The organism is Paracoccus xiamenensis (assembly GCF_011308835.1).
GTDB classification, from domain to species: domain Bacteria; phylum Pseudomonadota; class Alphaproteobacteria; order Rhodobacterales; family Rhodobacteraceae; genus Paracoccus; species Paracoccus xiamenensis.
On the sequence record NZ_JAAOHY010000009.1, the window covers coordinates 1 to 24,566 of the forward strand.

22 protein-coding genes and 1 pseudogene are annotated in these 24,566 nt (G+C 60.1%); 6 read left to right on the forward strand and 17 right to left on the reverse strand.

The window, feature by feature from the left end:
- Positions 1-116: 116 nt before the first annotated feature.
- The 9 genes and pseudogenes from G7044_RS18080 to G7044_RS18285 form a co-directional block, all read right to left on the reverse strand.
- A pseudogene (locus G7044_RS18080) lies at positions 117-512 on the reverse strand (transposase); the annotation flags it as partial.
- Between the two features lie 97 nt (positions 513-609).
- Positions 610-2,523 (reverse strand): trypsin-like serine protease, encoded by a 1,914-nt coding sequence (locus tag G7044_RS15440; protein WP_166330481.1) that lies wholly within the window; start codon positions 2,521-2,523, stop codon positions 610-612.
- Between the two features lie 53 nt (positions 2,524-2,576).
- Positions 2,577-3,446 carry a substrate-binding periplasmic protein gene (locus G7044_RS15445; protein ID WP_166330483.1) on the reverse strand — a complete coding sequence of 290 codons (870 nt, stop codon included), beginning with the start codon at positions 3,444-3,446 and terminating at the stop codon, positions 2,577-2,579.
- 145 nt (positions 3,447-3,591) lie between these two features.
- The gene (locus tag G7044_RS15450) at positions 3,592-5,838 is read right to left on the reverse strand and encodes a S1 family peptidase (RefSeq protein ID WP_166330485.1); all 2,247 of its coding nucleotides are present in this window, start codon (positions 5,836-5,838) and stop codon (positions 3,592-3,594) included.
- A 312-nt stretch (positions 5,839-6,150) separates the two neighbouring features.
- A complete protein-coding gene (locus G7044_RS15455) occupies positions 6,151-6,720 on the reverse strand; it encodes a flavodoxin (RefSeq protein ID WP_166330487.1) in 570 nt (189 codons plus the stop codon).
- On the reverse strand, positions 6,717-7,541 hold the full coding sequence (locus G7044_RS15460) for an SDR family oxidoreductase (protein WP_166330489.1): 825 nt from the start codon (positions 7,539-7,541) through the stop codon (positions 6,717-6,719). Before G7044_RS15460 ends, G7044_RS15455 begins: the two co-directional genes overlap by 4 nt.
- A gap of 9 nt (positions 7,542-7,550) precedes the next feature.
- Positions 7,551-8,573 (reverse strand): zinc-dependent alcohol dehydrogenase family protein, encoded by a 1,023-nt coding sequence (locus G7044_RS15465; protein ID WP_166330491.1) that lies wholly within the window; start codon positions 8,571-8,573, stop codon positions 7,551-7,553.
- 23 nt (positions 8,574-8,596) lie between these two features.
- Positions 8,597-8,995 carry a (R)-mandelonitrile lyase gene (locus tag G7044_RS15470; protein WP_166330493.1) on the reverse strand — a complete coding sequence of 133 codons (399 nt, stop codon included), beginning with the start codon at positions 8,993-8,995 and terminating at the stop codon, positions 8,597-8,599.
- The gene (locus G7044_RS18285) at positions 8,970-9,308 is read right to left on the reverse strand and encodes a hypothetical protein (RefSeq protein ID WP_235931355.1); all 339 of its coding nucleotides are present in this window, start codon (positions 9,306-9,308) and stop codon (positions 8,970-8,972) included. Before G7044_RS18285 ends, G7044_RS15470 begins: the two co-directional genes overlap by 26 nt.
- A 95-nt stretch (positions 9,309-9,403) precedes the next feature.
- Between G7044_RS18285 and G7044_RS15480 the strand changes: the two genes are divergently transcribed.
- The gene (locus tag G7044_RS15480; RefSeq protein WP_166330497.1) at positions 9,404-10,297 is read left to right on the forward strand and encodes a LysR family transcriptional regulator; all 894 of its coding nucleotides are present in this window, start codon (positions 9,404-9,406) and stop codon (positions 10,295-10,297) included.
- Here G7044_RS15480 and G7044_RS15485 read toward each other — a convergent pair whose 3' ends face one another.
- From G7044_RS15485 to G7044_RS15500, 4 genes are all read right to left on the reverse strand, one after another.
- On the reverse strand, positions 10,298-11,449 hold the full coding sequence (locus G7044_RS15485) for a low temperature requirement protein A (RefSeq protein WP_166330499.1): 1,152 nt from the start codon (positions 11,447-11,449) through the stop codon (positions 10,298-10,300).
- A gap of 73 nt (positions 11,450-11,522) precedes the next feature.
- A complete protein-coding gene (locus tag G7044_RS15490; RefSeq protein WP_166330501.1) occupies positions 11,523-12,407 on the reverse strand; it encodes an aldo/keto reductase in 885 nt (294 codons plus the stop codon).
- Positions 12,408-12,419: 12 nt separating this feature from the next.
- A complete protein-coding gene (locus tag G7044_RS15495) occupies positions 12,420-13,001 on the reverse strand; it encodes an NAD(P)H-binding protein (RefSeq protein WP_166330503.1) in 582 nt (193 codons plus the stop codon).
- An 8-nt stretch (positions 13,002-13,009) separates the two neighbouring features.
- Positions 13,010-13,474, reverse strand: a complete 465-nt coding sequence (locus tag G7044_RS15500; protein ID WP_166330505.1) for a nuclear transport factor 2 family protein — start codon at positions 13,472-13,474, stop codon at positions 13,010-13,012.
- Positions 13,475-13,938: 464 nt separating this feature from the next.
- Between G7044_RS15500 and G7044_RS15505 the strand changes: the two genes are divergently transcribed.
- The 3 genes from G7044_RS15505 to G7044_RS15515 all read left to right on the forward strand — a co-directional run bounded on the left by G7044_RS15505 (position 13,939) and on the right by G7044_RS15515 (position 17,518).
- Positions 13,939-14,601, forward strand: a complete 663-nt coding sequence (locus G7044_RS15505; RefSeq protein ID WP_166330507.1) for a DUF1007 family protein — start codon at positions 13,939-13,941, stop codon at positions 14,599-14,601.
- Positions 14,589-15,497, forward strand: a complete 909-nt coding sequence (locus tag G7044_RS15510) for a nickel/cobalt transporter (RefSeq protein WP_166330509.1) — start codon at positions 14,589-14,591, stop codon at positions 15,495-15,497. The genes G7044_RS15505 and G7044_RS15510 overlap by 13 nt, the downstream gene beginning before the upstream one ends.
- 158 nt (positions 15,498-15,655) lie before the next feature.
- Positions 15,656-17,518 carry a PhoX family protein gene (locus G7044_RS15515; RefSeq protein WP_166330717.1) on the forward strand — a complete coding sequence of 621 codons (1,863 nt, stop codon included), beginning with the start codon at positions 15,656-15,658 and terminating at the stop codon, positions 17,516-17,518.
- Between the two features lie 115 nt (positions 17,519-17,633).
- Here the strand turns inward: G7044_RS15515 and G7044_RS15520 are convergent, their stop codons facing one another.
- The 4 genes from G7044_RS15520 to G7044_RS15535 form a co-directional block, all read right to left on the reverse strand.
- Positions 17,634-18,137, reverse strand: a complete 504-nt coding sequence (locus G7044_RS15520; RefSeq protein WP_166330511.1) for a flavin reductase family protein — start codon at positions 18,135-18,137, stop codon at positions 17,634-17,636.
- Between the two features lie 108 nt (positions 18,138-18,245).
- A complete protein-coding gene (locus tag G7044_RS15525; protein ID WP_166330513.1) occupies positions 18,246-19,274 on the reverse strand; it encodes a methionine synthase in 1,029 nt (342 codons plus the stop codon).
- A gap of 30 nt (positions 19,275-19,304) precedes the next feature.
- Positions 19,305-20,276, reverse strand: a complete 972-nt coding sequence (locus G7044_RS15530) for a DUF1852 domain-containing protein (protein ID WP_166330515.1) — start codon at positions 20,274-20,276, stop codon at positions 19,305-19,307.
- A gap of 201 nt (positions 20,277-20,477) precedes the next feature.
- A complete protein-coding gene (locus G7044_RS15535) occupies positions 20,478-21,350 on the reverse strand; it encodes a LysR family transcriptional regulator (protein ID WP_166330516.1) in 873 nt (290 codons plus the stop codon).
- Between the two features lie 388 nt (positions 21,351-21,738).
- On the opposite strand from G7044_RS15535, the gene G7044_RS15540 reads away from it, so the two are divergent.
- Positions 21,739-23,802 (forward strand): type VI secretion system Vgr family protein, encoded by a 2,064-nt coding sequence (locus tag G7044_RS15540; protein ID WP_166330518.1) that lies wholly within the window; start codon positions 21,739-21,741, stop codon positions 23,800-23,802.
- The gene (locus G7044_RS15545; RefSeq protein WP_166330520.1) at positions 23,802-24,512 is read left to right on the forward strand and encodes a hypothetical protein; all 711 of its coding nucleotides are present in this window, start codon (positions 23,802-23,804) and stop codon (positions 24,510-24,512) included. Before G7044_RS15540 ends, G7044_RS15545 begins: the two co-directional genes overlap by 1 nt.
- Positions 24,513-24,566 lie beyond the last annotated feature (54 nt).

Below are 24,566 nucleotides of genomic sequence, written 5' to 3' on the forward strand. Positions count from 1 at the left end.
GCAAACTCGATGGCCAGAACCGTCTGCCGGAGATCATCCAGGGGGTTGAGTTCCGCGACGGCCTCCGCCAACTTCAAGTCGCCGCCTGATCAAGCGTCACCAACTTTCGCCCATATCTCATGGGTATGGCGGGATTTGTAGTGGTCGCTAGAACACTCGAACCTCAGGCCCCCACACGCCCTGCGGATTGAAGCCGCCCAATCTGCGCACATCCCGCGAACGAGTTCGCGCGGCCGTTCCGGCTTCACAGCTTTCGTCGAACATAATGCCTGACAGCATTTGCCGATCGAGTGTCAGCTCCGCCACGATCCGCTTCAATCGTGCGTTCTCATCGTCAAGCGCATTCAGTCGACGCATTTCATCCGACAGCAGGCCGCATACTTCTGCTGCCAGACAAAGTGGGTCGATTGTCCAATCCCGGCCTACCGGCAGATCTCGGCAACCGGCGCGCCTTCTTCGCCCTGCTTCAAAGTGAGCGCCTTTTGCGCCTCAATGAGCTTGGATGCCTTCATCCTTCTCAGCGTCCTTCCCAGCCCGGGAAAATCTAGCCGAAAACTCCGGCTTCAGATAATCGAGTTTTCAGCGAGCAGGGCATTGCAGGCCACACTCTCAATCGTTCGTCCACTCGATGATACGCGTTATTCTTTCAGGTGTGATCCGCGTGAATGAATTGTGGGTTGACCATGGCTCCACGATACCGTGACGGCCATTGGTGTGGACGCCAACGATCACGTCGGGTTCCTCAACCGAGGTGACGGCAGACCCGGATGTCCCTCCGAAGGTGTCATTCTGATAGAAGCCCTTCAGCTCCCAAAGATATGCAAGCTTATCTTCGCTGACCCATTGTCGACCGGCAGGCGCACGATCTGCCGCGTAGCCCTGTACACGGGTAGGTATGGAAACCTGATCATCGGCAAGAACGCGGACACCCAGCCAGCCGGTCTTCTCGCCGATGTTACAATCCAGCTTCAACGCGCCGAGATCATAGTATCGCGCTTCCGCCTGGCTTAGCGCATCTGTCCAGCCGCTCAGAACATAGCCGCGCTTTGCGCCGCATCTTCCATATGGCGCCCTTGCAGTGTTGCGGGCGGGAATGATGCGGTAATCCACGAAGTAACTGCCGATGACGGTTCCAGAATGAATGCAATGCGCAGCAGTGAGGACGGTGTCAGGCGAAATCATCGTACCCGTGCAAAGAAGGTCTTTCCCGCCTTTGCGCTGTTTCATCGATATCTGCACAATGGCGCGCGATGGGTAGTTCGTGGGGTCCAGCACGACTTCCCGGTTATCTTCGCCAATGACCGAAAAGGGGACGAAGAACTCGCGCTCCACGTCTTTTCCGCCCATTTCGTAGTCGGAATACTGCCCGACCGCCGCCGAAAAGATCGCGCCTTCCTTGGGCAGAAGCCGCTTGTCGGCCAATTGCTCATTTGTCCCGGTGAAAGGCGCGATTTCTAGAACCGTTGGTTCCGGAGAATCCAAAAACTCGATTACGGCTGTCTGTTCTCCGTCCCGCTCCTGCACTTGGCCCGCAAGCTCATCCCCTACCGGAAGATGACGCCACTCCATCGGGTCGAGCAGTGCCTGCTCTGTCGCGTCATCAAGCTCTCCAGTTTCAGGCAGGCCGCGCTCACGCTGATAGGCCTTCAGCGCGTCGGCGCGGGTTTCTTGCGAAACACTTTCCGTCCCTGCGCTATCCGGCGTCAGGAACCCGCCACGGACAAGAATGCGGTCGAACAGCAACACATCTTCCGTCAACGTAGATTCGGCCAGTTCGACAGCGCTTTCGAAACCAAGTCCTTCCTTATGCTGAAAAACCCGGAGCCACGCTTTGTTGAACCATATAACCGATTGTTCAAAACCATGAGCTGCGCGGCCATTGATCAGCACGCGCACCCTCAGCCTGTCGTGGTCATCCGCAGCCGCATTGATGCTATGTGACGTCCAATATGCGATCGCGGCCTCCAGTCCTCCGGGAACGCGGCGCGCCAGCTCCGGTTGGTTTTCAAGTGGCAAGCTGATTTCGCGGCCACGCTCGCGAAAGTTCGCCCGCCCTGTCAGTTGGATATAGCCCGAACCGCGATATTCCCATCCGTCGTTTGTGTGCTGGCCACGGTTTCCGAGCATGTTGCCATAAACCCAATTTGCCACCTCTTGCGGCTTTCCAGCGATTTCACGCGCTTTTGCCTCGGATACACGTGCGCGGGAGAAGACGCGCATGAGAGCATCGAATGAATAATTCATGTTTTCATCAAGTCGCGTCAGCCCGTCGGTTTCCGTCAGCACCTGTGCCAGGAAATGGGCCATGCGCAGCCTTGTGTTTATTCCCGCTTCTTCAAGAAGGTCTTCGCCTTCGATGAGCGCTTGAACGAACTCATCCTTGGCATTGGGGGAAATGACCTTGACGTCCTCGAAAGTGATCAGCTTTTCCTGAGCGTTTGCCATCGGCGCAATGACGATAAGCGCGAGAAGGCACGAAACAAGCCGGCCGAAAAGCCCTTTGACTACCGCGGCGATGCTCATCTGACGACTCCTTACTCTCAGTTTGTCTCGTTGGCTTCATGCGCCCGCAACAATCATTCGGGTATCGACTGGATTCGAAACAGAGCGTCGATCAGGTTATCGTTCTGCCGGCTTGGAATGTGCTTCGCGACAAGCTCTTTCGCGCGACCATCACGAAATAAACCCGCAAGCGCCTTATCGACCTCGCGGCGCAGTGAATGGTTGTCCTTATGAAATGCGATCGCATAGGGCTCATAGGTCAGACCGCGCACGCTGATAACGTGGCTCTCGACAAGGTCCGGGTGATCCGTGAGCATCGCGTTCAGGATGTCGCGATCCGCGATATATCCGTCGATCCCGCCGGAAAGCAGCGCCTCTACTGCGCTTTCATGGCTCTTGAATGGGGCGGTTTCTACCTTCATCTGCTGGTCGCTCAGAATTCCCCCGGCGGCAATGCTCTTATGGGCGGTGGTTTCGATCAGATAGCCGACGTTCAGCGGTGGTGCGTCTAAAGGTATTCCGCTCATCAAGCGTCGCGGAAAAAGAAGCGCGGTATCTGTGACAAAGGTAATCAGTGAGAATTCGTATTTGTCGCGCCTGTCCATGTTGACGGTTGTCGCCTCGCACAACATCGCGCATTTCCGGTTATCTAGCGCGCCGAAACGTGTCTCTACTGTCACGGGAACGATCTCTGGCTCGCTGATGCCCATTATGTCAGAGATCATCTTGCACAGATCGACGCTGTAGCCGGTGAACTCGCCGCCCTCGATTTGCGAAGAGAACGGCGAGGCGTCTTCACGAAAGCAGATCGAAAGGTTTTCGGCCGCCAAAGCTCCCGGAAGAACCAGACCCAGAATGACAGTCGCAGTTCTCAGCATGACGGACATCCGGGGATGGCTCTGCAATTGATCGCCCAGTTGCAGCAAGATCCGCAGCAGCACCATCTTTGTTCGGGTATTCCGGGCTGAGTTGGCGCAAACTGGGCGATACGGTCTGGTTGGCACGGCTGCTTATCTGCGAGCTCTGGAACAGAGGTGGCAACGGTGAACGCGGATAAGGTGGTGTAGATGAAGAGTTCAGCGACTAGGGTCATGACAAGCAGGTTCCTGTACTGTTAGGCTGATCGGTCAGCAGGCGCACGTCGGTAAAGAACAGAATTGCCAGAATAAGATGGGCAAAGTGCTTTGCCGTGACCTGTGGCTCAACGCCCAGTCGTGATGTGCTGTATCGGGTGATATTCACGTCTTCCAGCAGGTAATTTTCCAAAGTCGAACGCCATGCGTAGTATTCCGGGTAATCACAAATCCGCTCTATGAAACCGTAGTTGAGATGGCTTCGCCCTTCGAAGGATCGGTTCTCGAAAAATTCAAGATATGTATTTTCTATGGCGGTTGCATCAAGCGAGATCGGCTGTTCGAAAACAGGGTAGAGATGAATCCGTATTTCGCGTGGGCGCACCGGTGTCCCGTTCTCACAATTTATCCGTAGCTCGACGTTTTGAAACAGCGGGGCATTCGCCAGCGCGTTACTGTTCGAGAATCCACGTGCCGGCCGGTATATTCTGAAATGATAGGTCGATTCACGATCGTCGGCCCAGTGAAGCCGCTGGGTTTCATTGATGAGACCACCGACACCTATAGTTGCGTCGACTGCCGAGGGCAGGCCAAGAGGCTCATACAGAGCTTGGTCGCCGCAGTCTATTTTCGCCACGATAGGCTGACTTGGCCGTTCAAGAATGCTTATGGCGCGCACAAGATTTTCGTTTATGTCCGGCTCGATCGTTGCCCACCAGAGCTGTGAAAACAGCTCTTTCGCCAGGTCGTAGGTAACAACTTTCATGGGGCGTGGTGTCACAAAGTCAACTTCAGCGTCTGGCGGAGGTGTCGTGCAAAAGCTGTAGTCGACCGGCACCTCGTATTCGGAATTGTTATGCTTCATCCTTGTGTCAAAACGCCGAAACGGCTTATACAGCTGTGCCTGCATCGGGATACATGCAGGATCGTCTGCCAGTGACTTCGGGGCGCGCTCAACAAAGGTGGTGGGCAAAAAATTTGTCTGCTCGGAAAATCTGTCGACGATTTTGCGGTTCTCTACGAAGGTGAGATATTCAGCATAGGCTGCCTCCAGCGCTTCCACATCTGACGTTCTCAGATAGGACGCCCATGGGGTCAGGAATGGCCAATCGGCGACATTGTTGTTGTAGGGCGGAAGGTTCTCACCCGGATTGCAGTCGGCCGGGTCTTCTGGCCCGCAGAGCTTCAAGGCAAAGGTACCCTCCGGAAAAATATATCCAACGTCTTCAGTAACCGGTGCGACCGCCTCTGTATCAATCAGGACAAGCAGCCCATATTCGGCCTGAAAGATCGTCCAGGTTTTTTGTTCGCCGGAAACGTCCGCGATCTCAATGTCGCGCATCGGTCGAAGCAAAAGGCCCATCGGGAAATAGTGGCTTTTGCGAAGAGTCCCTTCGCTGCAATCAATCCAACGCGCAGGACCGGTGGTGATCGTTACCCAATACTCGGCAGTGCGCGCCAGCTCATTTCTTGGCTCTGTCGCTGCTGTGCTGGACAATCCCGGCACCTTGTCGGGATATTTCGACAGTACCGCCTCACGCAGAAGTTGGCTGCAAACGCCTTTTCCCTGAAGTTGCTCAGACAGAAGTGACAGTTCATGTTGGCGGGCATCCACCTCGGGATTGCCGCGATACTCGATAACTTTGTCGTAGAACTCATCCGCCGCAAGAACCGCCCATCGCGCAGGAAGACCCAAGCCATCGCTCTCCCCCCTTGAGACTATTCCGACCAGCACACCATCGGACACGACCGGGCCGCCACTCATCCCGACTGTCGTTAAGGCGCTGGCGCTCACTAGGCCCAAACCATCAATCTCGATGCTCTCAATTGTCCCGTACCGTCGCTCAAGCAGGTTCTGTTGTGCGGGAAACCCTGCAGCGACTACATTTTTCTGAAGGTAGTCGCTGATGGACTTCGCGACCGCCATATTCTGAAAATTATCGTTTTCGCTATCGGAGAACTTCAGAATGGCAAAATCGCGGTAGTCAGAGAGATAGCGCAAGTTGAGATCTCGCTGCGGGGGTTCGTCGGCACGGCCTATAAGGCCTTTGCAAGTGCTGCCCTCCAGCACGACATGCTTGGCTGTCAGAACGTAGCCTTCATCCGAAAAGATTACGCCGCTTCCCTTGCTTGTGGTGTTCGATTCGTCAACGCATTCTATATACACAACTACGCTGTCGCTAATCCCCTGCGCGGTTAATTCAACCGCAGGAAATAATACCAAAAAAGCCGTCAGGGCAGCACTTGAAAAGTAGCACCACATAATCCTGTTTCCTGATTTGATAACACGATTAGGTTACCACATTATGGCTTCAAAAACTAGGCGCTGTTGGCGAGAGGAATTGAATGAAGCCGCTATCGCGGAATTTGGTTTGTGCTGTTTGGGGATTGGTGCACTGTCTGCGAGGATTGGGGATCTTTACACCCGATCCGGCGGCGCAGGTCATAGCGGCCCTTGCGCATGTTGCGCCACCAATAGCCGTTATTGACCAGATGCCGCCCCCGCAGCACGAACAGCGCGGTGCCCGCGATCTCATGCGTCAGGTTGCCCAGCCACCAATAGGCAAGCGCCAGCCTAGAGGTTCTCGCCCAGCCAGGCATTCAGGCTGGCCAGATCGTCGCGTTCCTGATTGCACTCCAGCACGAAAGGCTCGGTAAATCGGGCATTCGGGGCCAGCGATTGTGCGGTCGCGACCGCATCGCCGATGCCATAGCCGCCATGGGTGATGATCGGGATCACGGTCTTGCCGGACAGGTCATGGCTTTGCAGAAAGCTGGCCGTCACGGCAGGCAGATCGCCGCCCCAGATCGGATGACACAGGAACACGGTGTCGTAGCCCGCGATGTCCGGCAGATCCCCGGCCAGCGGAACGTTGTTGCCTTGTTCACGCATGGCTGATGCCCAGCCGACCATCTGCTCATAGTCGGCGGGCCAGGGGTCGCGCGGGCGCAGTTCGATCAGGTCGGCATTGAAGCGGCGCGACAGCGCGCCCGCCAGAACCCGCGTATTGCCCGAGCGCGACAGATAGACGATGACGCTGGCAGCGCCAGTTTGCGCCGCTGCGGGCTGTGCGGCCAGCTGCGCGGCAATCAGCGGCAGCAGCACTGCCTTGAAGGTATCGCGGCGGTTCAAAATTTCAGTCACGTTTGCATCTCCTCTGGCCCATAGAAGAAATTGGCCGTGGCGCCGCCGTCGATCAGGAAATCGCTGCCGGTGATATAGCCGCCCTCTGGACCCATGATCAGCGCGGCAAGGGCCGCGACCTCGTCCGGCGTCCCGGCGCGGCCTGCGGGCATTTTCGCCAGCATATCGCGATAGAAATCGGCGCGCTCGCCGTTCAGTTCGTCATGCGCCAAGGGCGTGATGATGATGCCGGGGCTGATCGAATTGATCCTTGCGCCGCGCTTGCCCCAGCTGATCGCCTCGCTGCGGACCCGCAGAGAGTTGCAGCGCTTGGACATCTGATAGGCCAGCAATGTGTCATCGACTGCCCTGACGAAATCCAGATCCAGCAACTCCTCGGCGGGGGTCGTGGCCAGCTGTTCGTCCTGTTCCGCCGTCAGCGCGGGCATGCGATAGCCGGATTGGGATGAGATCACGATGCCCGAACCGCCCGGCGCGATCACCTTGCCGAACTCCTCCAGCAGCATCGAGGTGCCGTAGAGGTCGACCTTCAGGATCGTCTCGACCGGCGCCTGAGAAGGCGAAACCCCCGACGCCTGAATCAGCGCCTTCACGTCACCGATGCCAGTCGCCAGCTTGACCAGTTCCTGCACCGATTTGCGGTCGGAGACATCAACAGTCGTGGCGGTGTTTTCAAACCCCGCCAGTTCCAGCGCCTCGGCTGCGCGATCAGCATTTTCCTGCTTCAGATCGGCCAGCACCACATGGCGGCCGCTGCTGACCCGCCGGGCAATGGCCTGCCCGATCGAGCCTGCGCCGACGACGACTGTCACATCGGTCATTGTGCACCCTTACTCCTCGACCCGCAGCATGGTCTTGATGGCGCGGCGCTCGTCCATGGCCTTGTAGCCCTCGGCCACGTCGGCAATCGGCAGGACCAGATCGAAGACCTTGCCGGGCTGGATCCTGCCGGCCAGAACGCGGTCCATCAGGTCGGGCAGGAAGCGGCGCACGGGGGCGGGTCCGCCCAGCATGCGCTTTTGTCCGAAGAACAGCTGCTGGCCGTCGAAGCTGACGCCATGCGGAACGCCGACATAGCCGATGGTGCCGCCCGGACGGCAGACGCCCATGGCCTGCTGCATGGATTCCTCCATGCCGACGCATTCCAGCACCGATTCCGCGCCGACGCCATTGGTCAGGTCCATGATGCGGGCGATGCCATCCTCGCCGCGTTCCTCGACGATGTCGGTTGCGCCGTATTCCAGCGCCAGCTTCTGGCGGTCCTTGTGGCGCGACATGACGATCACACGGCCGGCACCCATCTGCGACGCCGCGAGCACGCCCATCAGCCCGACCGCACCATCGCCCACGACGACCGCAGTGCCGCCTTCGCGGACCTGCGCGGCATCGGCGGCGTACCAGCCCGTGCCCAGCACGTCCGAGGTCGCCAGCATATGCGGGATCATGTCCGCATCGGGCATTTCATTCGTCGCGACCAATGTGCCGTCGGCCAGCGGCACGCGGGCATAGGGAGCCTGCGCGCCGGTCATGAATTCGCGCTGCACGCAGGAGGACTGAAAGCCGAAATCGCAATGCGGGCAGGTATCGTCGGACAGGACGAAGCTGCCGACGACGAACTGGCCCGGCTTGATGTTGCGGACCTCGCTGCCGACCTCGACCACGGTGCCGCAATATTCGTGGCCCATATGGACGGGGCCATCCTGTTCCGAAATGCCGCGATAGGGCCACAGATCCGATCCGCAGATGCAGGTTGCGGCAAGCTTGATGATCGCGTCGGTGGGTTTGAGGATCTTGGGGTCCTCGACCTGTTCATAGCGAACATCGCCGGGGCCATGCATGACGGTTGCATACATTTTCAATTCCTTCCTTGAATACCTCAGGCGCCGTAATCGGCGTCGCTGACCTTTTCCAACCAGGTGACAACGCTGCCGCTTTCGTCGGCCTCGGCGATGGCGATATGGGTCATGGCGGTGTCGGGAGCCGCCCCGTGCCAGTGCTTTTCGCCGGGCGGAAACCAGACGATGTCGCCGGGGCCGATGTCTTCGACCGGGCCACCTTCACGCTGAACGCGGCCCTTGCCGCTGGTGACGATAAGCGTCTGACCCAGCGGATGCGTGTGCCATGCCGTGCGCGCGCCGGGTTCGAACGTGACGGTCGCACCGCTGGCCCGCGCCGGGGCCTCGGTCTTAAATGGCGCGTCAATGCGGACGGTGCCGGTGAAATAATCCTCGGGGCCTTTGGCCGAGGGTTCAGATCCGTTGCGGGTAATTTTCATGGAAATCTCCGTCATTCAATGTCGCGAACAAGCCGAAAGCCGATGCTGATGCCGCGATAATCGGGGTCGTAGTCGCGGCGCGAGGCACTGCGCCAGCCATCGCCCGTCGAATGCCAACTGCCACCGCGCACGACGCGTTCCGCGCCGCTTTCGGGTCACTGCCGGGCGATCCCATCCGAAAGCTGCCGGTAGGGATCTGCACGAAGTCGATGCCAAGGCTGTTGGTAAACGTCTCGGGCTGCTGTGCCTGCGTCACTGAGCCGGTGAGAAGAAGCGTCGCCGCCAGAATCGTGCGCGTCGAGAGCATCGGCATATCGGCCTCCTTTGTGGTGTTGACCTGAAACTAAGGACTGCTCCGCTGCGTTTGAAATGCTGGATTCCACTTGGGCCTATCTTCAGGAGATATGAATGCGGCGTGAGGAAATGGGCGATCTGATGGCCTTTCTGGCCGTGGCCGAAGAACGCAGCTTCACCCGTGCTGCCGCCCGTCTGGGAACCTCGCAAAGTGCTGTCAGCGCCGTTGTCAGGCGGCTGGAAGAACGGCTGGACGTGCGTCTGCTGACGCGGACGACTCGCTCTGTCTCGCCGACCGAGGCGGGCGAGCGTCTGGCCCAGACCCTGCGCCCGGCCTTTGACGATATAGAGGCGCAACTGGCCACGCTGGACGAGATGCGCAGCCATCCGGCTGGGACGATCCGCCTGAATTCCAGCAGGATGGCTGCGGCGAACCTGCTGATGCCGGTCGCGAACCGGATCATGGCCGACCACCCGGATGTGAAGATCGAAATCAGCGTGGATTCGCGCTTTACCGATATCGCCAAGGACGGTTTCGACGCGGGCGTGCGCTTGGGTGAAAGCGTTGACAAGGACATGATCGGTGTCCGCATCGGGCCAGAGCTGGAGATGGTGGTGGCGGCAACGCCCGACTATTTCCGCGCCTATCCAAAGCCCGAAACCCCCTATGACCTGACCGGCCACAACTGTATCAACCTGCGCCTGCTGACCCTTGGCGGGCTGTATGTCTGGGAGTTCGAAAAGGACGGCCGCCCGCTGAATGTCCGCGTCGATGGTCAGTTCACCTGCAGCGATTCCGGGTTGGTGCTGGATGCGGCGCTTGCCGGGCGTGGGCTGGTCTGTCTGCCCTCGGACCATCTGGGGCCGTATGTCGAGGATGGGCGGCTGATCCGTGTGCTGGCCGACTGGTGCCCACCCTTCGCAGGCTATTATCTGTATTATCCCAGCAGGCGCCAGGTCACACCCGCGTTCCGCCTGCTGATCGACGCGCTGCGCTGGAAGGATTGATCAGTTCGAATTCGAAAGATCGGACAGCTTGGTCCGGTCGAACAGCGCGATCAGCACCATGACCGCGCTGACCATTGCCATACCTGTCAGCGCGGGCAGGAATATGGCCAGCAGCCCCGCCGCCACCAGCGCGATGATACCAAGCACATGTCTTTGGGCGCGGAAATCCGGCATCAGCCGCATGAAGGAATAATGCCCGAACAGAAAGATCACCGGCCCCGCGACCAGCGGCAGCAGGTGAGAGATCGGCGCATCCCCGTAGGTGTCAGAGATCAGGACCTGATTGGCAACGGCGCTGAGGATCAGCCCCGCCACCATCAGGATGACGGAATTGACCGCGGCCCGGCCGATGCGCACCTGATCCGTCGCCTTTTCCAGATGCTCTTCGGAAATATCCAGGTTCACGCCAAAGATGATCGCCCACATGGCGGTGGTGCCAAGAAAGGCGCACACGCCGGCAAAGATCGTACGCGTGCTCAGCCCCGCCTCTGACAGCGCGAAGCCGGTGGAGATCACCGTTTCGCCTAGCGCGATCAGCAGAAACAGCGAACAGCGCTCCAGAAAATACTTTGCGTCAAAGGGCATCTGCGCGGAATGCAGGCGGTTGCCGGGCAGGGGATGGCCGGTCCAGATCCCCGCGAATGCTGTAATGGTGGCGACGCCCCAGAACAACAGCCGCCCGTCTGGCCCAAGCATCGCCCCGATGATCCACAAGACAGCGCAGAACAGTGTCCACATCAGCGTCCGCAGGTAATGGTTGCGGTAATCGGAATCCGGCGCGAAGGCGATGGTCCACAGCGTCCGCCCGACCTCAATCAGCAATAGCGGGATGATGAGGGCCCAGGCATGCTTGTCAAAGGCATGCGCGATGGCTGCGTTCATCATCAGGCCTAGCACCATGATCAGCAGCACGGCCAGGGTCGGCCGCGCCCGGTCATCCCGGATGATCGTGGCCGACCAGCTTGTCCCCGACCACACCGTCAGCACCGCGACCAGCATGATCGCGGTTTCCGCCACCCCGTGCCAGTTCAGATGCGCGGCCAGATGGTGCGAAAGTTGAATAAAGGCAAAGACGAAGACCAGATCGAAGAACAATTCGATCGGAGCGGCCTCTTCGCGGGTCTCGTCAGTCTTCCGGGCGCGTTCGTTCATGGAGGCAGGGAATATGAAAATTCTGCTCAGGTCCACAGGAAAGGGGCCGCGCGTGACGCGGCCCCCGATGCGATCAGTCCTCGACCTTGAACGTATAGGTCTCGCGGTCGATGGCTTCCGGGTCAGGGCCGCCACGCGTGCCGGTATCCAGCGCCTCAATCTGCGCGATTTCGTCATCGGTCAGTTCAAAGCCCTCGACATCGAAATTCTCGGCGATGCGCTTTGGCGTGACCGATTTCGGAATGACCGAATGGCCAAGCTGGAGCTGCCAATGCAGCATGATCTGTGCGGGCGTCTTGGCGTATTTTTCGGCGAGCGCGGTGATGACCGGATGGGTCAGCGGGTCGTCCTCGGGCTTCTTGTCATCGCCCCAGTAACGCTGCACCCCGCCGATGGGCGACCAGGCCTGTGTCAGGATGCCCAGCCTGTCATGGGTCTTGCGCAGCGCGGCATTGGTGAAGAACGGGTGCACCTCGACCTGATTGATCGCCGGGACCACATCGGTTTCCGCCATCAGGCGGTTCAGGTGATCTTCGCTGAAATTGCTGACGCCGATGGCGCGGACGCGGCCGTCGGCCAGCAGCCGCTCGGCAGCCTTATAGGCCTGTATGGTGGCGTTGAAGTCGCTTGGCATCGGTTGGTGCAGCAAATAGACATCGACGGTGTCGAAGCCCAGCTTGCGGGCGCTGCGATCAAAGGCGTGCAGCCCGCTGTCAAAGCCGTAATCGCTGATCCACATCTTGGTTTGCAGCACGATATCATCCCGCGAAACGCCGCTTTGGCGCATCGCCTCGCCCACTTCGGCCTCATTGCCATAGGCAGCCGCCGTGTCGATCAGGCGATAGCCGGTATCGAGCGCGGCCTTTACGGCATCGACGGTTTCCTCGGGCGAGCTTTGGAACACGCCGAAGCCCATTGCGGGCAGGGTGACGCCATTGTTCAGGGTCAGGGTTTTCATGTGAAATCTCCTTTACGAATGATGAACGCCAAGGCTGACGCGGCCCAGTTCGGGCTGTTCCGTCAGCTTGACGATCAGATCAGCGACGCTTCTGCGCGAGACATAGGCGCCGGGATTGGCAAATTCTTCGCCCTTGGCGGTGGTGCCATAGGCGATCTCGTCCGTGTCATTCAGCCATGCGGGACGGATGACGGCGTAATCCAGCACCGAGTCTTCGATCACACGGGCTGACTTGCGGTAGGGGTCGAGGATCGCGCCATGGCTTTCGCCCGGAACCTCGTCATAAATCCCCATGGAGGAGATGAAGATGACACGCCCAACGTCGGCCTTCTTCATCGCGGCCACGATCGCCTTGGCCGCCGCCTCCATATTGCCGGACAGGTTGGCATAGACCAGATCCTGCCCCTGCATGGCCTCGGCCAGCTTCGCCTGATCTGCAGCATCGCCTTCGATGATACGGATGCGGTCGGCATCTTTTCCCAGACGCGCTGCGCTGCGCGCATACAGCGTCAGCGACGCATCCGTCCGGTCCAGCAATTCCTGCGTGGCGACGCGGGCGATCTGGCCGGCGGCGCCGATGATCAGAATGTTCATGTCACGTCTCATGCCGGGTTGAAGGGATGCACGTCACGCCATGTAAAGCGGGCGACGCGCTTCTTGATCAGCCATTCACCGTTCTGGCGGACATAGCTGTCATTATAGATCACACCGTTCGAGTTGCGGACCTTTCGCCCGTCCTGATCGCCGATCAGTTCGACCGTGCAGTAATGCGTGGCGGTGGCGGTATCGCCACAGATCTCGGCCACGAACTGGCCGTTCATGTGATAGACGGTGTCGAAGCTGGCCAGAAACGGCGTCCAGCTGTCCTCGATTTCCTTGCGACCGTTCAGCGGCGGCAGGGCAGTGTCGCCGAACCATGTCTCGACCACGCCGTCCTCGGTGAACAGGAAGGTCTGTTCACGCACCTTCTTTTCATCGGCGAGGTTCGAGAACACATCGACGATTTTCTTCAGCGCCGCGTGGTCTTCCAGCGCTTGAATGCGGGCGTCCAATGCAGTGTCAGGCATCGATCTTTCCTCCGGCAGTGTTGCTTCGATGGCTCGTAGATAGGGGCCACGACGCCAGAGGATAATCCGCTGAAAAGTTCATTCGCTTATATCGGAAACAGATTAATTCCGGGGAACCCCGTTCTTCCTATCCATCCGGATCTGATATCAAGGCTGGCGCGATACTACGGCAAATCAATATGAAATTGCTTGCTAGATTGGACCCAGCTCAGTCGGCGATGATGCCTGCCCAAAGCAGGCCTCTGCCGCACCTGCTGCAACGGTTCGGCAATGGTGCCGCACTTCCCCGCTGACTACCGCAGGGATGCAGGGCGTGACCCCCGAGGATGCCGGGGCGGCCTCGGCATCGTCGAGGCGCTTGCCTGAGGCTGTTACTTCAACGCCACCTCAACCCTTGCTTTCAGCGATTGCCGGGATGTTCGTCGCGACTGGCTGGCAGGCAGGCAATCGGATATGTTCCGCCGATGCGATCTGTTTCTATCCTGCTGATCTTCTTGTGCCTTTCCGTTTTTGCCCCCGCCGGGGGGCGGGCGCATCCGCATGAGTTCGTCGATGCGGGTATCACCTTTTACTTTGACGATCAGGGCCGCCTTGGCGCGACCGGGATTGTCTGGGTCTGGGATGAATTTACCTCGATGCTGATCCTGGAGGATCTGGGCCTGGACGGCGATGGGGATGGGGTTTTGACCGGGGCTGAACGCCAGACGGCAGTCGAGCGATTCAACGACTGGCCAGAAGGTTTCGAAGGCGATCTCTACCTCAGGTCGAATGGTGCGCCGGTCGAACTCAGCGGACCGCTGGATCTCAAGGTGGACTATCGGGACAACCGTCTGATCGTCAGCTTTCTGCGCCCCCTGCCACAGCGGATCGACCCGGGCAGCGCGCCGGTCACGCTTCAGGTCTATGATCCAACCTACTATGTCTTCTACGATCTGGCGGGTGCGCCGAAGCTTGCGGGGCGCGAGGGGTGCGAGATCGCCATACATGAGGCCGATACCGCAGCAGCACAGAAGCTTTATGAAGAACTGCTGGGCGATTTGACCGACGAAGAAATCCTTGAGGAGGGCAAGTCCCCCGAGGTCGGCGGAGCCTTTGCGGATGAAGTGGTCCTGACATGCGGAAACTGACACCGATCTGCATTGCGCTTGTGGCGCTGATCGCTGCCGCCTTGGCCTACGGCGGATTTCAGGATTGGCTTGCCGGCAATGCAATTGCCTGGCAACGCGATGCGCAGAACGCATTGGCGGGCGCATTGCGCGCCCTGCGTGGCGGCCAGCCCGGCGCGGTCACGGGGTTTCTGGCGCTGTGCTTCACGCATGGCTTTCTGCATGCGCTTGGCCCCGGTCATGGCAAGGCGGTGATCGCGGCCTATGCGGCGGCCTCGCCATCCTCACTGCGTCGGCTGATCGGGCTTGCCGCAGTGACGAGCCTTGCGCAGGCGGCCGTGGCGGTGGTGCTGGTCTATGCCGCAATATGGCTGATTGACGGTGCGCGGGACCGGGTCGAGGGTCTGGCGGGCATGATCGAGCCGCTGTCCTTCGCCATGATCGCGGTCCTCGGTGTGATGTTGTTCTGGCGCGGCGCGCGCCGGCTTCGCGGCACATGGCGCAGCACCGCCGCCGCAGCAAATATCGGCCCTGACCACAACCACGGACCACATTGCGGTTGCGGCCACAGCCACGCACCCGAGCCCGAGGCGCTGGCCAAAACGAGGGATTGGCGCGAGGCAGCGGCCCTGATCCTTGGCGTGGCTTTGCGGCCCTGCACCAGTGCGCTTTTCCTGCTGATCCTGACATGGCGGCTCGATCTCGATCTTCTTGGCATCCTCGGGGCCTTTGTCATGGGGATCGGGACGATGATGGTCACCGCCTCGGCAGGGCTGATCGCGGCGCTGATGCGCCGGGGCGTATTTCTGGCCTTGCCGGGCGGGCGGTCTCTGGTGCCGGCCGTGGCCATGTTCGAACTGATGCTGGGTGCGTCGATTGCGGCTCTGGCAGGTGTCACGGCTTTGCGGCTGGTATAAGGCTGCATCGGCGACCGTGCCGACAGATCCCGGTCTGCGCCACCGTCGCAACACATTCATCAGCATGACACAAAAGCGCCAAGCAAGGATCCTACAGGGAAGTGCCAATGCCGATCAGCCTCGGCACCCTGTCAGACGATCCAGCCATGGAGCCAGATATGGATATCAAATCCACCGTCCGCCTTTCCTTCGATGAACTTGACGAGTTGCGCGACCCGCGTCCCGCCGGAAGCGATTTCGACCGTGTTGTCGAAGCCGCAATTTCGCGACGCGGGTTTCTTGGTGGCACGCTGGCCTTTGGATCGGGCGCCATGGTCTTCGGTTCGGGCATGCTTGGTTCCGCCGGCACTGCCCGCGCTCAGGCCGCGGCCTTCGCCTTCGCGCCGATCGGAATCGCGACGGATTTCGACATCCACGTGCCGCAGGGCTATCGCTGGCAGCCGCTGGTGAAATGGGGGCAGGCGCTGTTTTCGGACGCCGAAGCCGCATGGTCGCCGGAAACCGGCGTGCCGCTGGACATGTCGGACCGGGTCTTCGGCGAGAATACCGACGGCATGGAGACCTATGAACATGACGGCCATGTGCTGCTAGCGGTCAATTCCGAATATGTGAACTCCGAGGTCAACCTGCCCGCCGAGGCGGAGGGCATTCCGCGCAACGCCGACGAGGTCACGCTGCTGAAGAACATGCAGGGCGTCACCGTGATGGAGATTGCGCAGGGCGAAAACGGCTGGCAGGTCGTGCTGGACAGCCCCTATAACCGCCGCATCACCCATGAAACGCAGATGGTCATGGACGGGCCTGCCGCCGGCTCTGATCTGGTGCGGACCAATGCCGACGCTGACGGCATGTCGCCCAAGGGGACGATGAACAATTGCGGTGCTGGCAAGACGCTCTGGGGCACCTATCTGACCTGCGAGGAGAATTTTAACACCTATTTCGGCGCCACCGGCCCGTTCGAGGAAACCGAAGGTCTCGTGCGCTATGGTATCGGCGGCGAGGGGCGCTATGCCTACGAGAAATTCGACCCGCGTTTCGACCTGTCGCAGGAACCGAATGAGCCGAACCGCCATGGTTGGGTCACCGAAATCGACCCGACCGACCCCGACAGCACGCCGGTCAAACATACCGCGCTTGGCCGCTTCAAGCATGAAAATGCCGAAATGGTGCAGGCGGCTGATGGCCGGATCGTCGTCTATATGGGCGATGACGAAAGGGGCGAGTTCCTGTATCGCTATGTCTCGAACGGCACGTGGGCCGAGGGCCAGCCGACCGATGGGCTGCTGTCGGATGGCACGCTTTACGTCGCGAAATTCAATGACGACATGAGCGGCGAATGGCTGGCGCTGACGCCGGAAACCACCGGCATGTCGATCGAGGAGATTCTGGTTCACGCGCGGCTGGCCGGCTCCAAGGTCGGCGCGACCTCGATGGACCGGCCGGAATGGGTTGCGGCGAACCCGCTGCGGGTCGAGGTCTATTGTGCGCTGACCAACAACTCCAAACGCGGCGGCGACAAGATGCCGGTCAACGCGCCCAACCCGCGTGAGACCAACGAATACGGTCAGATCGTCCGCTGGCGTCCGGCGGATGAGGATCACGGCGCCGATGGCTTCACCTGGGATCTCTATGTGATGGCCGGCAATCCCGAGGTTTACGAAAATGTCTATGGCGGTTCGGACAATGTGACGGCGGGCAATATGTTCAACTCGCCCGACGGGATGGCCTTCTCGTCTGACGGGATGCTGTGGATCCAGACCGATGGCGATGACAGCAACGAGGGCGATTTTGCCGGCATGGGCAACAACCAGATGCTGATCGGCAATCCCGAAACCGGCGAGATCGCGCGCTTCCTGACCGCCCCGAACGGGGCCGAGGTGACCGGTCTCACCTGGTCGCCCGATCGTAAGGTCGCCTTTGTCGGCATCCAGCATCCGGGCGGATCCTGGCCCGATGGCGCGGGAAAGCCGCGCTCCTCGGTGATCGCCGTCTGGCGCGAAGATGGCGCCACCATCGGGTAAGCGCCCGCAGATGCAAAAGACCCGGTGCCGCGAATACGCGGGGCCGGGCACGCGGCGGATCTGCGCCAGCCAATGTGGCGAGGGGTGTTAGAGCCGCCACATCCGACGGCTGTTTCTACGTGCTGGCTGGCGCGGCAAGGCCGCCAAATTGGCCCGCGTGGTAAAGAAGCGGCGAAGCAGCCGGGTCACGGTCCAGATGCCGGACATGACCAAGAAAAAGGATGTGATCCCCTGCTTCGATCTGCTCTGCAACGTCCGCAATGATCAGTGCCGCGGCGCCGGGCAGCACGGGCAGTCCGTGGCGGCTCTGAAACGGCTCGGTCAGCGTTCCGTCGCCCCGACCGGCGAAGTGCAGCGCATGCCCGCGCATCCCCTCGGGCAGGACGTTCACCGCATATCGCCCCGATTCTCGGATCTTATCCAGCATGTTCGCGCTTCGGCTTACCGAAATGCAGATCAGCGGCGGGTCGAGCGAGACCGACATGAACGCACTGGCCGTCATGCCGTGATCGCCTTCGTCAGTGCGCGTGGTGATGACGTTGACGCCGGTGGCGAAACGACCGCAGCAATCGCGCAGGTCGCGCGGGTCGATGGCGTCAAGGACGGTGCTGTCATACATCAGGATCTATTCCTTTGACGGGCAGGCCGGCGGAGCCGAGGCCCGGAGGCAGATCCGGTTTGCGGGCATCGATGTCCCGCAAACCGGAAACGGGTTCATGCGCAGCTTTCAGGCCGAGAGTTCCTGACGGACGATCTCGGCGCCCGCGCCAAGCGCGGCCAGCTTGCCGCGTGCGACATGTCGCGGCAGCGGCGCCATGCCGCAATTGGTGCAGGGATACAGCTTGTCGGCATCCACGAACCGAAGCGCCTTGCGCAGGGTGTCGGCGACCTGTTCCGGCGTCTCAACGGTGGCGCTCGCCACATCGATGGCCCCGACCATGACCTTCTTGCCCCGGATCAGCTCGATCAGGTCCATGGGCACATGCGAGTTCTGGCATTCCAGCGACACCAGATCGATATTCGAGGCCTGAAGCTTGGGGAACACCTTCTCGTATTGCCGCCACTCGTTGCCGAGCGTCTTTTTCCAATCGGTGTTGGCCTTGATGCCGTAGCCATAGCAGATATGAACGGCCGTTTCGCAGTTCAGCCCTTCGATGGCCCTTTCAAGCGTGGCGATGCCCCAATCGTTCACCTCGTCGAAGAAGACGTTGAAGGCCGGCTCGTCGAACTGGATGATATCTACGCCAGCCGCTTGAAGTTCCTTCGCTTCCTCGTTCAGGATTTTGGCGAATTCCCAGGCGAGTTTTTCGCGGCTTTTGTAATGGGCATCATACAGCGTGTCGATCATGGTCATCGGGCCAGGCAGCGCCCATTTGATCGGGGCATCGGTCTGGGCGCGCAGGAACTTCGCATCCTCGACAAAGACCGGCTTTTCGCGGGATACAGCGCCCACAACCGTGGGCACGCTGGCATCATAGCGATCCCGGATCCTGACAGTTTCGCGTTTGTCGAAATCGACGCCGGTCAGGTGCTCGATAAAGGTCGTCACGAAATGCTGGCGGGTCTGTTCGCCATCACTGACGATGTCGATGCCGGCACGCTGTTGTTCAGACAAGGAAACGCGCAGCGCGTCCTGCTTGGCCTCGATCAGTTCGTCACCCTGCAATTTCCAGGGCGACCAGAGTTTCTCGGGTTCGGCAAGCCAGACGGGTTTCGGCAGGCTGCCGGCGGTTGCGGTGGGAAGCAGTTTATTCATGTCAGTTCACTTCGTAGCAGTTCGTATCGTTCACACAGCGACTTTCGCCGACCAGGCGTCAAGCATGGCGCGGCGCGGCTTGATAAAGTGTTCTTCGGCATACTTTCCCTGTTCGATCGCAAGCCGGCTGCGTTCCTCGCGGTCATAGGTGACGCGGGTCAGCGAATAGTCCTGATGCTTCAGGCTTGGCCGATAGCTTTCGCCGGCCACGGAATTGGCGTTGTAGATCTCTGGGCGGTAGATCTTCTGGAACGCTTCCATGGTGCTGATCGTGCCGATCAGTTCCAGATTGCTGTAATCGTTCAGCAGATCGCCGAAGAAGAAGAAGGCCAGCGGCGCGACGCTGCGCGGCGGCATGAAGTAACGCACCTGCAGCCCCATCTTCTGGAAATACCGCTCGGTCAACGAGGATTCGTTCGGCGTGTATTCCACGCCCAGAACCGGATGGCTGTTCGCCGTCCGCTGGTAGGTCTTGTTGTCCGAGACGCTGAGGCAGATGACCGGCGGTTTGTGAAAATGCGTCCTGAACGCCTCCGACGCGACGAAATCCTTGAAGATCCGACCGTGCAGCTCGCCGAAATCCTCGGGCACGCTGAAGCCATCGCGGCCCTTGTTGTGTTCGGGCAGGCGCACGCTGAAATCGTAGTCGCGGACATAGGACGAGAAGTTGTTACCGACGAGGCCATCAATTCGCGCACCCGTCTTGCGGTCCAGAATCGTCGGCTTCAGGATTTCAATCGCCGGGAAGGTCTCGCCGCTGCCATCAACGTCCATCTCGACTGAAATGATATCCAGCTCGACGCCATAGCGGTCGCCCTTAGGGTTATCCCATCGCGCCAGATCGTTGAAACGATTGTCGATCATCTTCAACGCATTGGCCAGATTTTCCTGCCGCCGTTCGCCGCGAGCGAGGTTCGCGAAATTCGTCGTCAGCCGGGTGCTGTCGGCGGGCGCATAGGTCTCGTCGAAACGAAGGCCCTTGATGGTGAAAGTCTCAGTCATCGTGATCCGGTGTCCAATTGGTATTCTTCGGTCTTTCACACCGCGATCTTCATGCCGTAGCGCGTTGCGAGCGAGCTCCCTGTATGGGCAAAGCGGGACATGAAGAAAAATGACATTTTCTCGGAAACATATGACTAAAACTCATGTTTTGGATGCCGGTGCCAAGGCGCCCGCAGATGCGACGCGGGCGGGACGGGAGGTTCAGATCTGCACCCTCGCGGCCAGGTTTATGAAGCCGTCCAGATAGCTGGCCGTCTTGCCCGAGCGATAGCCCAAGTGGATGGATTTGGGGATCCCTTCGCCGATCCGCACCCCCGTCACGCCTTTGACGCCCCGAAGCAGCCAGTCGGGTGTCGCGCTGACGGCACGGCCCGACGCCACCAGACGCAGCATCAGGTCGGTGGTTTCGACCGTCCGGTGCCGGCGCGGCAGCGCATGGGCCGGAACCAGAAACCGCGTATAGATGTCCAGCCTCTCGCGGGCGACGGGATAGGTGATCAGGGTCTCGCTGGCCATATCCCCGGGGTCGACATGCCGCTTTTGCGCCAGCGGGTGGTGGTCGGCCACGGCGAGCACCAATTCGTAATCGAAGACCGGCCGATATTCGAGGCCGGGCCGCTCGATCGGGTCGGGGGTGACGAGAATGTCGATTTCATGGTTCAAGAGTGCGGCGAGCCCACCGAACTGGAAGGCCGTGGTCACATCCAGCTCGATATCCGGCCATTCCATCAGAAACGGATCGACGACCCGCATCAGCCAATCCTGGCAGGGATGACATTCCATCCCCACCCGGATCGCGCCGCGTCGCCCGCGCGCGTAATCTTCAAGCACCGCAGCCCCATGTTCGAGTTGCGGCAAAATCCGCTGCGCCAGTCCCAGAAGATACTCCCCCGCAGGCGTCAGGCGCAGCTTGCGGCCCTCGCGCTCCCAAAGTTTCACCTCATGGCGCTCCTCGAACCGGCGGACCGCGTGACTGACCGCCGATTGTGTCAGGCAAAGCTGATCGGCGGCCTCGGTCAGGCTGCCCGTCCGGTCGATCTCGCGCAGAATGGCCAATGGTTGGATGTCGATCATTGATAGTGACCTGTTATCAAGCGGATATGGTTTGGTGCGTTGTCGCGTCATGTTCCGCGATGGGCAATAGTTATATAACACATGCAGCTTGACCTGCCCCTTCTTTGGTCTTCAGCGGCGCCTGGATGCGTGAGGTTCTTCTTGCATCCCACATGAGGCTCGGCCTCTCGCGCATGGCAGGTCATGCATTGGCCCCAGATCCGCAGGGACGCGGAAGCTGGCGGAAGTCCGGCGATGTCGCGCCGGTCCCTGCTTTTGCCGGGATCGCATCGGATCGAACGCCCATGCTGGGCCGATCCGTCAGGCGGCATCCGGTTCTGTTCATCCGGTCCTGAACCGGGTATAAGCAGCCTTGATTTGTAGTTTATGTTTTTAAGTCGGAGGTGCGATGAACGCCCCTTTCAAGCAGGCCGAGCGGCTGGGTCGGTTGACGACAGAGCTCGGGCCGGACGTTCTGGCTCTGCTGCGCTTTGACGGTACGGATCACCTGAACGATCTTTTTGAGTATCGCGTCGAAGCGCTGGCCACCCGCGACAATCTGGATTTCGACGCGCTTGTCGGCACCCATGCCACCGTCGAGATCGAGGCGCATGAGGAAATGCGTCCCTTTGACGGCATCGTCACCTCGGCCCGTTGGGCAGGTGTGGGCGAGAACGGGCACCGCTATGATCTGACGCTCAGGCCATGGTTCTGGCTGGCGGGCAGGCGGCGCAACCAGCGGATTTTCCACAACAAGACGGTCATCGAGATCCTGCAGGAATTGCTGTCGGACTATGCCGGTCTCGGCGATCCGGCGCTGCAAATCAGCCTGTCCAAGGACTATCCGACCCTCGAATACACGGTGCAATACCGTGAATCCGATCTCGACTTCGCGCGTCGGCAGATGGAGCGGCACGGGATCAGTTTCCATTTCAAACATGCCATCGGCAGCCACACGCTGGTTCTGACCGACGACGTGCTGGCGCATGAGAAGATCGGGCCGCGTCCGTTCAAGCGCTATGACGGCCATCACCAGTATGAGCAGGAGCATTTCTGGGACTGGGCGCCGGAACGGAACATCACCACCGGCGCGGTTCGACTGACGGATTACAACTTCAAGAAGCCCAATCAGGCGATGGAGGTCGACCGGCTGGGCGATGCGCAGCACGCGCAGGGCCAGATCGAGAGTTTTGATTATCCGGGCGACTATCTGGCGCAAGATGTGGGCAAGCTGGTGGCTGGGCTTCGGACCGAACAGGAACGTGGCGCGGACCGCCGCAACCGGGCCGTGGGGGATTGCGTCAGCCTTGGTGCGGGCAAGCGGATGACCTTGTCGGGCGACCAGGTGCCGGGGCTTGGCGAAACGTTTCTGTGCCTGTCGGCCAGCCATCACTTTGTCAGCGAAGCCTACGGCACGGGCGGTCAGGGCAGCGACGGCTATTCCTTCACCGGCAGCTATGTGCTGATGCCCGACACCGCGCCCATGGCCCCGCCGAAGCGGACGCCGCTGGCCGTGGTGCAGGGACCGCAAACGGCCGAGGTGGTCGGCGAGGGAGAGATCGACTGCGACGAATACGGCCGCATTCTGGTGCGGTTCCATTGGGATCTGGCGAACGCCTATTCGATGCGCTGCCGGGTGTCGCAGAACTGGGCAGGCGCAGGCTGGGGCGGCATGGTCATCCCGCGGATCGGTATGGAGGTCGTCGTCGAATTTCTTGAAGGCGACCCGGACAAGCCGCTGGTCACCGGCAACGTGTTCAACGGGGCAAATGACGCGCCCTATCCGCTGCCGGCGCATAAGACGCGCAGCACCTTCCGGACCAACAGCCATGATGGCAAGCGGACCGGCAGGGGATTTAACGAATTGAGGTTCGAGGACCAGCAGGGCGAGGAAGAGATTTACCTCCACGCCCAAAAGGACCGGAACGAGAAAACCCTGAACAATCACAGCGAGCGGATCGACAATAACTGGATGCAATCGGTCGGGCACAACAAGAAGATCGAAGTCTCCGGTAGCCATAACGAGGCAGTGGCCGGCAACATGTCGTTGACCGTTGGCCCGTCCGCACTAGCTGGGTTTATCGGCAGTGCAATCAGCCGCGCGACTGACGGAGTTGGCGCGGCTGCGAAAGCCCTCGGCTTTCCCGGCATGATGAACCCCGGCGAGGGCAACTACCTTGTGACAGTCGAAAAGACCAAGGCGGAAACCGTCGGACTCGCATCTGTCGAAACGGTGGGCCTGACGAAGGAAGTCATCGCCGGCGCAAGCTATTCCGTCAATGTCGGCAAGATGTGCAATGTCAGCAGTGGCGAGACTGTGGACATCGAGGCGGCCGAACGAATTGTCTTCTCCTGCGGTGCCTCATCCATCGTCATGGAAGCCAATGGGATAATTACGTTTTATGGAACCGAGGCGCGGTTCCGCATGGTCGACCTGTTTGCCGTCAAGACCGACCGGATCGAGATGAACTGATGGATGACAGCGCAACGCGCATTCTTGCGCGCATCTTCTGGGATCTTGGAACCGAATCCGCAAAGAATGCGCGGGGCCGGCTGACGCATTACCGTCCATGGGAAGGGCGCGACGCGCTTGGCAACAAGGACGATCCTAACGATGACAAGGCATTCGAACGCACGGTCAAGGAAACCATGCGGAACCAGGTCAAGTCGCATTCGCCCAGTCAGGCAATCGTCCAGCGATATGGCGCGGCCGGGTTAAAGGCGCTGCAATCGGCAGGCTTTTCGACGGGTCAGCTTGCAGCGGTCGGCAAGACGATCAGGCACCTGCGCGGGGCAACGCGAGGGATGCAGCAGGTGTGGGGCGTCTATGACCAGATGACCACGCTTTACGCGTTTACCTATAGTGATCGTGTCGTCGTGACCAAGTATCGCCGGATCCTCAATACGCGCGCAGGCAGGTCGGGGTTTGAAGAATATGCCGCCTATAGCGAAAAGGTAGAGCCCTTCTTCCGCACCGTGGTGGAATTCATGACCATGCTCGGCATGTCGATCGAGGCAATGCCGACACCGGAGCTGGACCGCTACGCCATCGAGGCCGCCTTTCAAGAGCATGGCATTCCGCAATCTGACGATCTGAAACGCCTGTTCGGTATCGAGGTTCCTGACCCGGTCCTGAGCGGGATCGAGGACGAGGCCCAGGAACAGATTGAGGTTCCCGAATGAGTTTTGCAGGGATCTGGCGGGGCAGGGTGGCCGCACTTGCGACCGTATTGGTTT

Bases quoted from the DNA above. Each gene is read 5' to 3' on its own strand.
- G7044_RS15480 (WP_166330497.1), top strand. From the start codon at position 9,404: ATGCGGCGTGAGGAAATGGGCGATCTGATGGCCTTTCTGGCCGTGGCC.
- G7044_RS15490 (WP_166330501.1), bottom strand. From the start codon at position 12,407: ATGAAAACCCTGACCCTGAACAATGGCGTCACCCTGCCCGCAATGGGC.
- G7044_RS15500 (WP_166330505.1), bottom strand. From the start codon at position 13,474: ATGCCTGACACTGCATTGGACGCCCGCATTCAAGCGCTGGAAGACCAC.
- G7044_RS18285 (WP_235931355.1), bottom strand. From the start codon at position 9,308: ATGCCGATGCTCTCGACGCGCACGATTCTGGCGGCGACGCTTCTTCTC.
- G7044_RS15505 (WP_166330507.1), top strand. From the start codon at position 13,939: ATGCGATCTGTTTCTATCCTGCTGATCTTCTTGTGCCTTTCCGTTTTT.
- G7044_RS15545 (WP_166330520.1), top strand. From the start codon at position 23,802: ATGGATGACAGCGCAACGCGCATTCTTGCGCGCATCTTCTGGGATCTT.
- G7044_RS15515 (WP_166330717.1), top strand. From the start codon at position 15,656: ATGGATATCAAATCCACCGTCCGCCTTTCCTTCGATGAACTTGACGAG.
- G7044_RS15450 (WP_166330485.1), bottom strand. From the start codon at position 5,838: ATGTGGTGCTACTTTTCAAGTGCTGCCCTGACGGCTTTTTTGGTATTA.
- G7044_RS15510 (WP_166330509.1), top strand. From the start codon at position 14,589: ATGCGGAAACTGACACCGATCTGCATTGCGCTTGTGGCGCTGATCGCT.
- G7044_RS15535 (WP_166330516.1), bottom strand. From the start codon at position 21,350: ATGATCGACATCCAACCATTGGCCATTCTGCGCGAGATCGACCGGACG.
- G7044_RS15495 (WP_166330503.1), bottom strand. From the start codon at position 13,001: ATGAACATTCTGATCATCGGCGCCGCCGGCCAGATCGCCCGCGTCGCC.
- G7044_RS15520 (WP_166330511.1), bottom strand. From the start codon at position 18,137: ATGTATGACAGCACCGTCCTTGACGCCATCGACCCGCGCGACCTGCGC.
- G7044_RS15445 (WP_166330483.1), bottom strand. From the start codon at position 3,446: ATGGTGCTGCTGCGGATCTTGCTGCAACTGGGCGATCAATTGCAGAGC.
- G7044_RS15485 (WP_166330499.1), bottom strand. From the start codon at position 11,449: ATGAACGAACGCGCCCGGAAGACTGACGAGACCCGCGAAGAGGCCGCT.
- G7044_RS15470 (WP_166330493.1), bottom strand. From the start codon at position 8,995: ATGAAAATTACCCGCAACGGATCTGAACCCTCGGCCAAAGGCCCCGAG.
- G7044_RS15530 (WP_166330515.1), bottom strand. From the start codon at position 20,276: ATGACTGAGACTTTCACCATCAAGGGCCTTCGTTTCGACGAGACCTAT.
- G7044_RS15465 (WP_166330491.1), bottom strand. From the start codon at position 8,573: ATGTATGCAACCGTCATGCATGGCCCCGGCGATGTTCGCTATGAACAG.
- G7044_RS15460 (WP_166330489.1), bottom strand. From the start codon at position 7,541: ATGACCGATGTGACAGTCGTCGTCGGCGCAGGCTCGATCGGGCAGGCC.
- G7044_RS15440 (WP_166330481.1), bottom strand. From the start codon at position 2,523: ATGAGCATCGCCGCGGTAGTCAAAGGGCTTTTCGGCCGGCTTGTTTCG.
- G7044_RS15540 (WP_166330518.1), top strand. From the start codon at position 21,739: ATGAACGCCCCTTTCAAGCAGGCCGAGCGGCTGGGTCGGTTGACGACA.
- G7044_RS15525 (WP_166330513.1), bottom strand. From the start codon at position 19,274: ATGAATAAACTGCTTCCCACCGCAACCGCCGGCAGCCTGCCGAAACCC.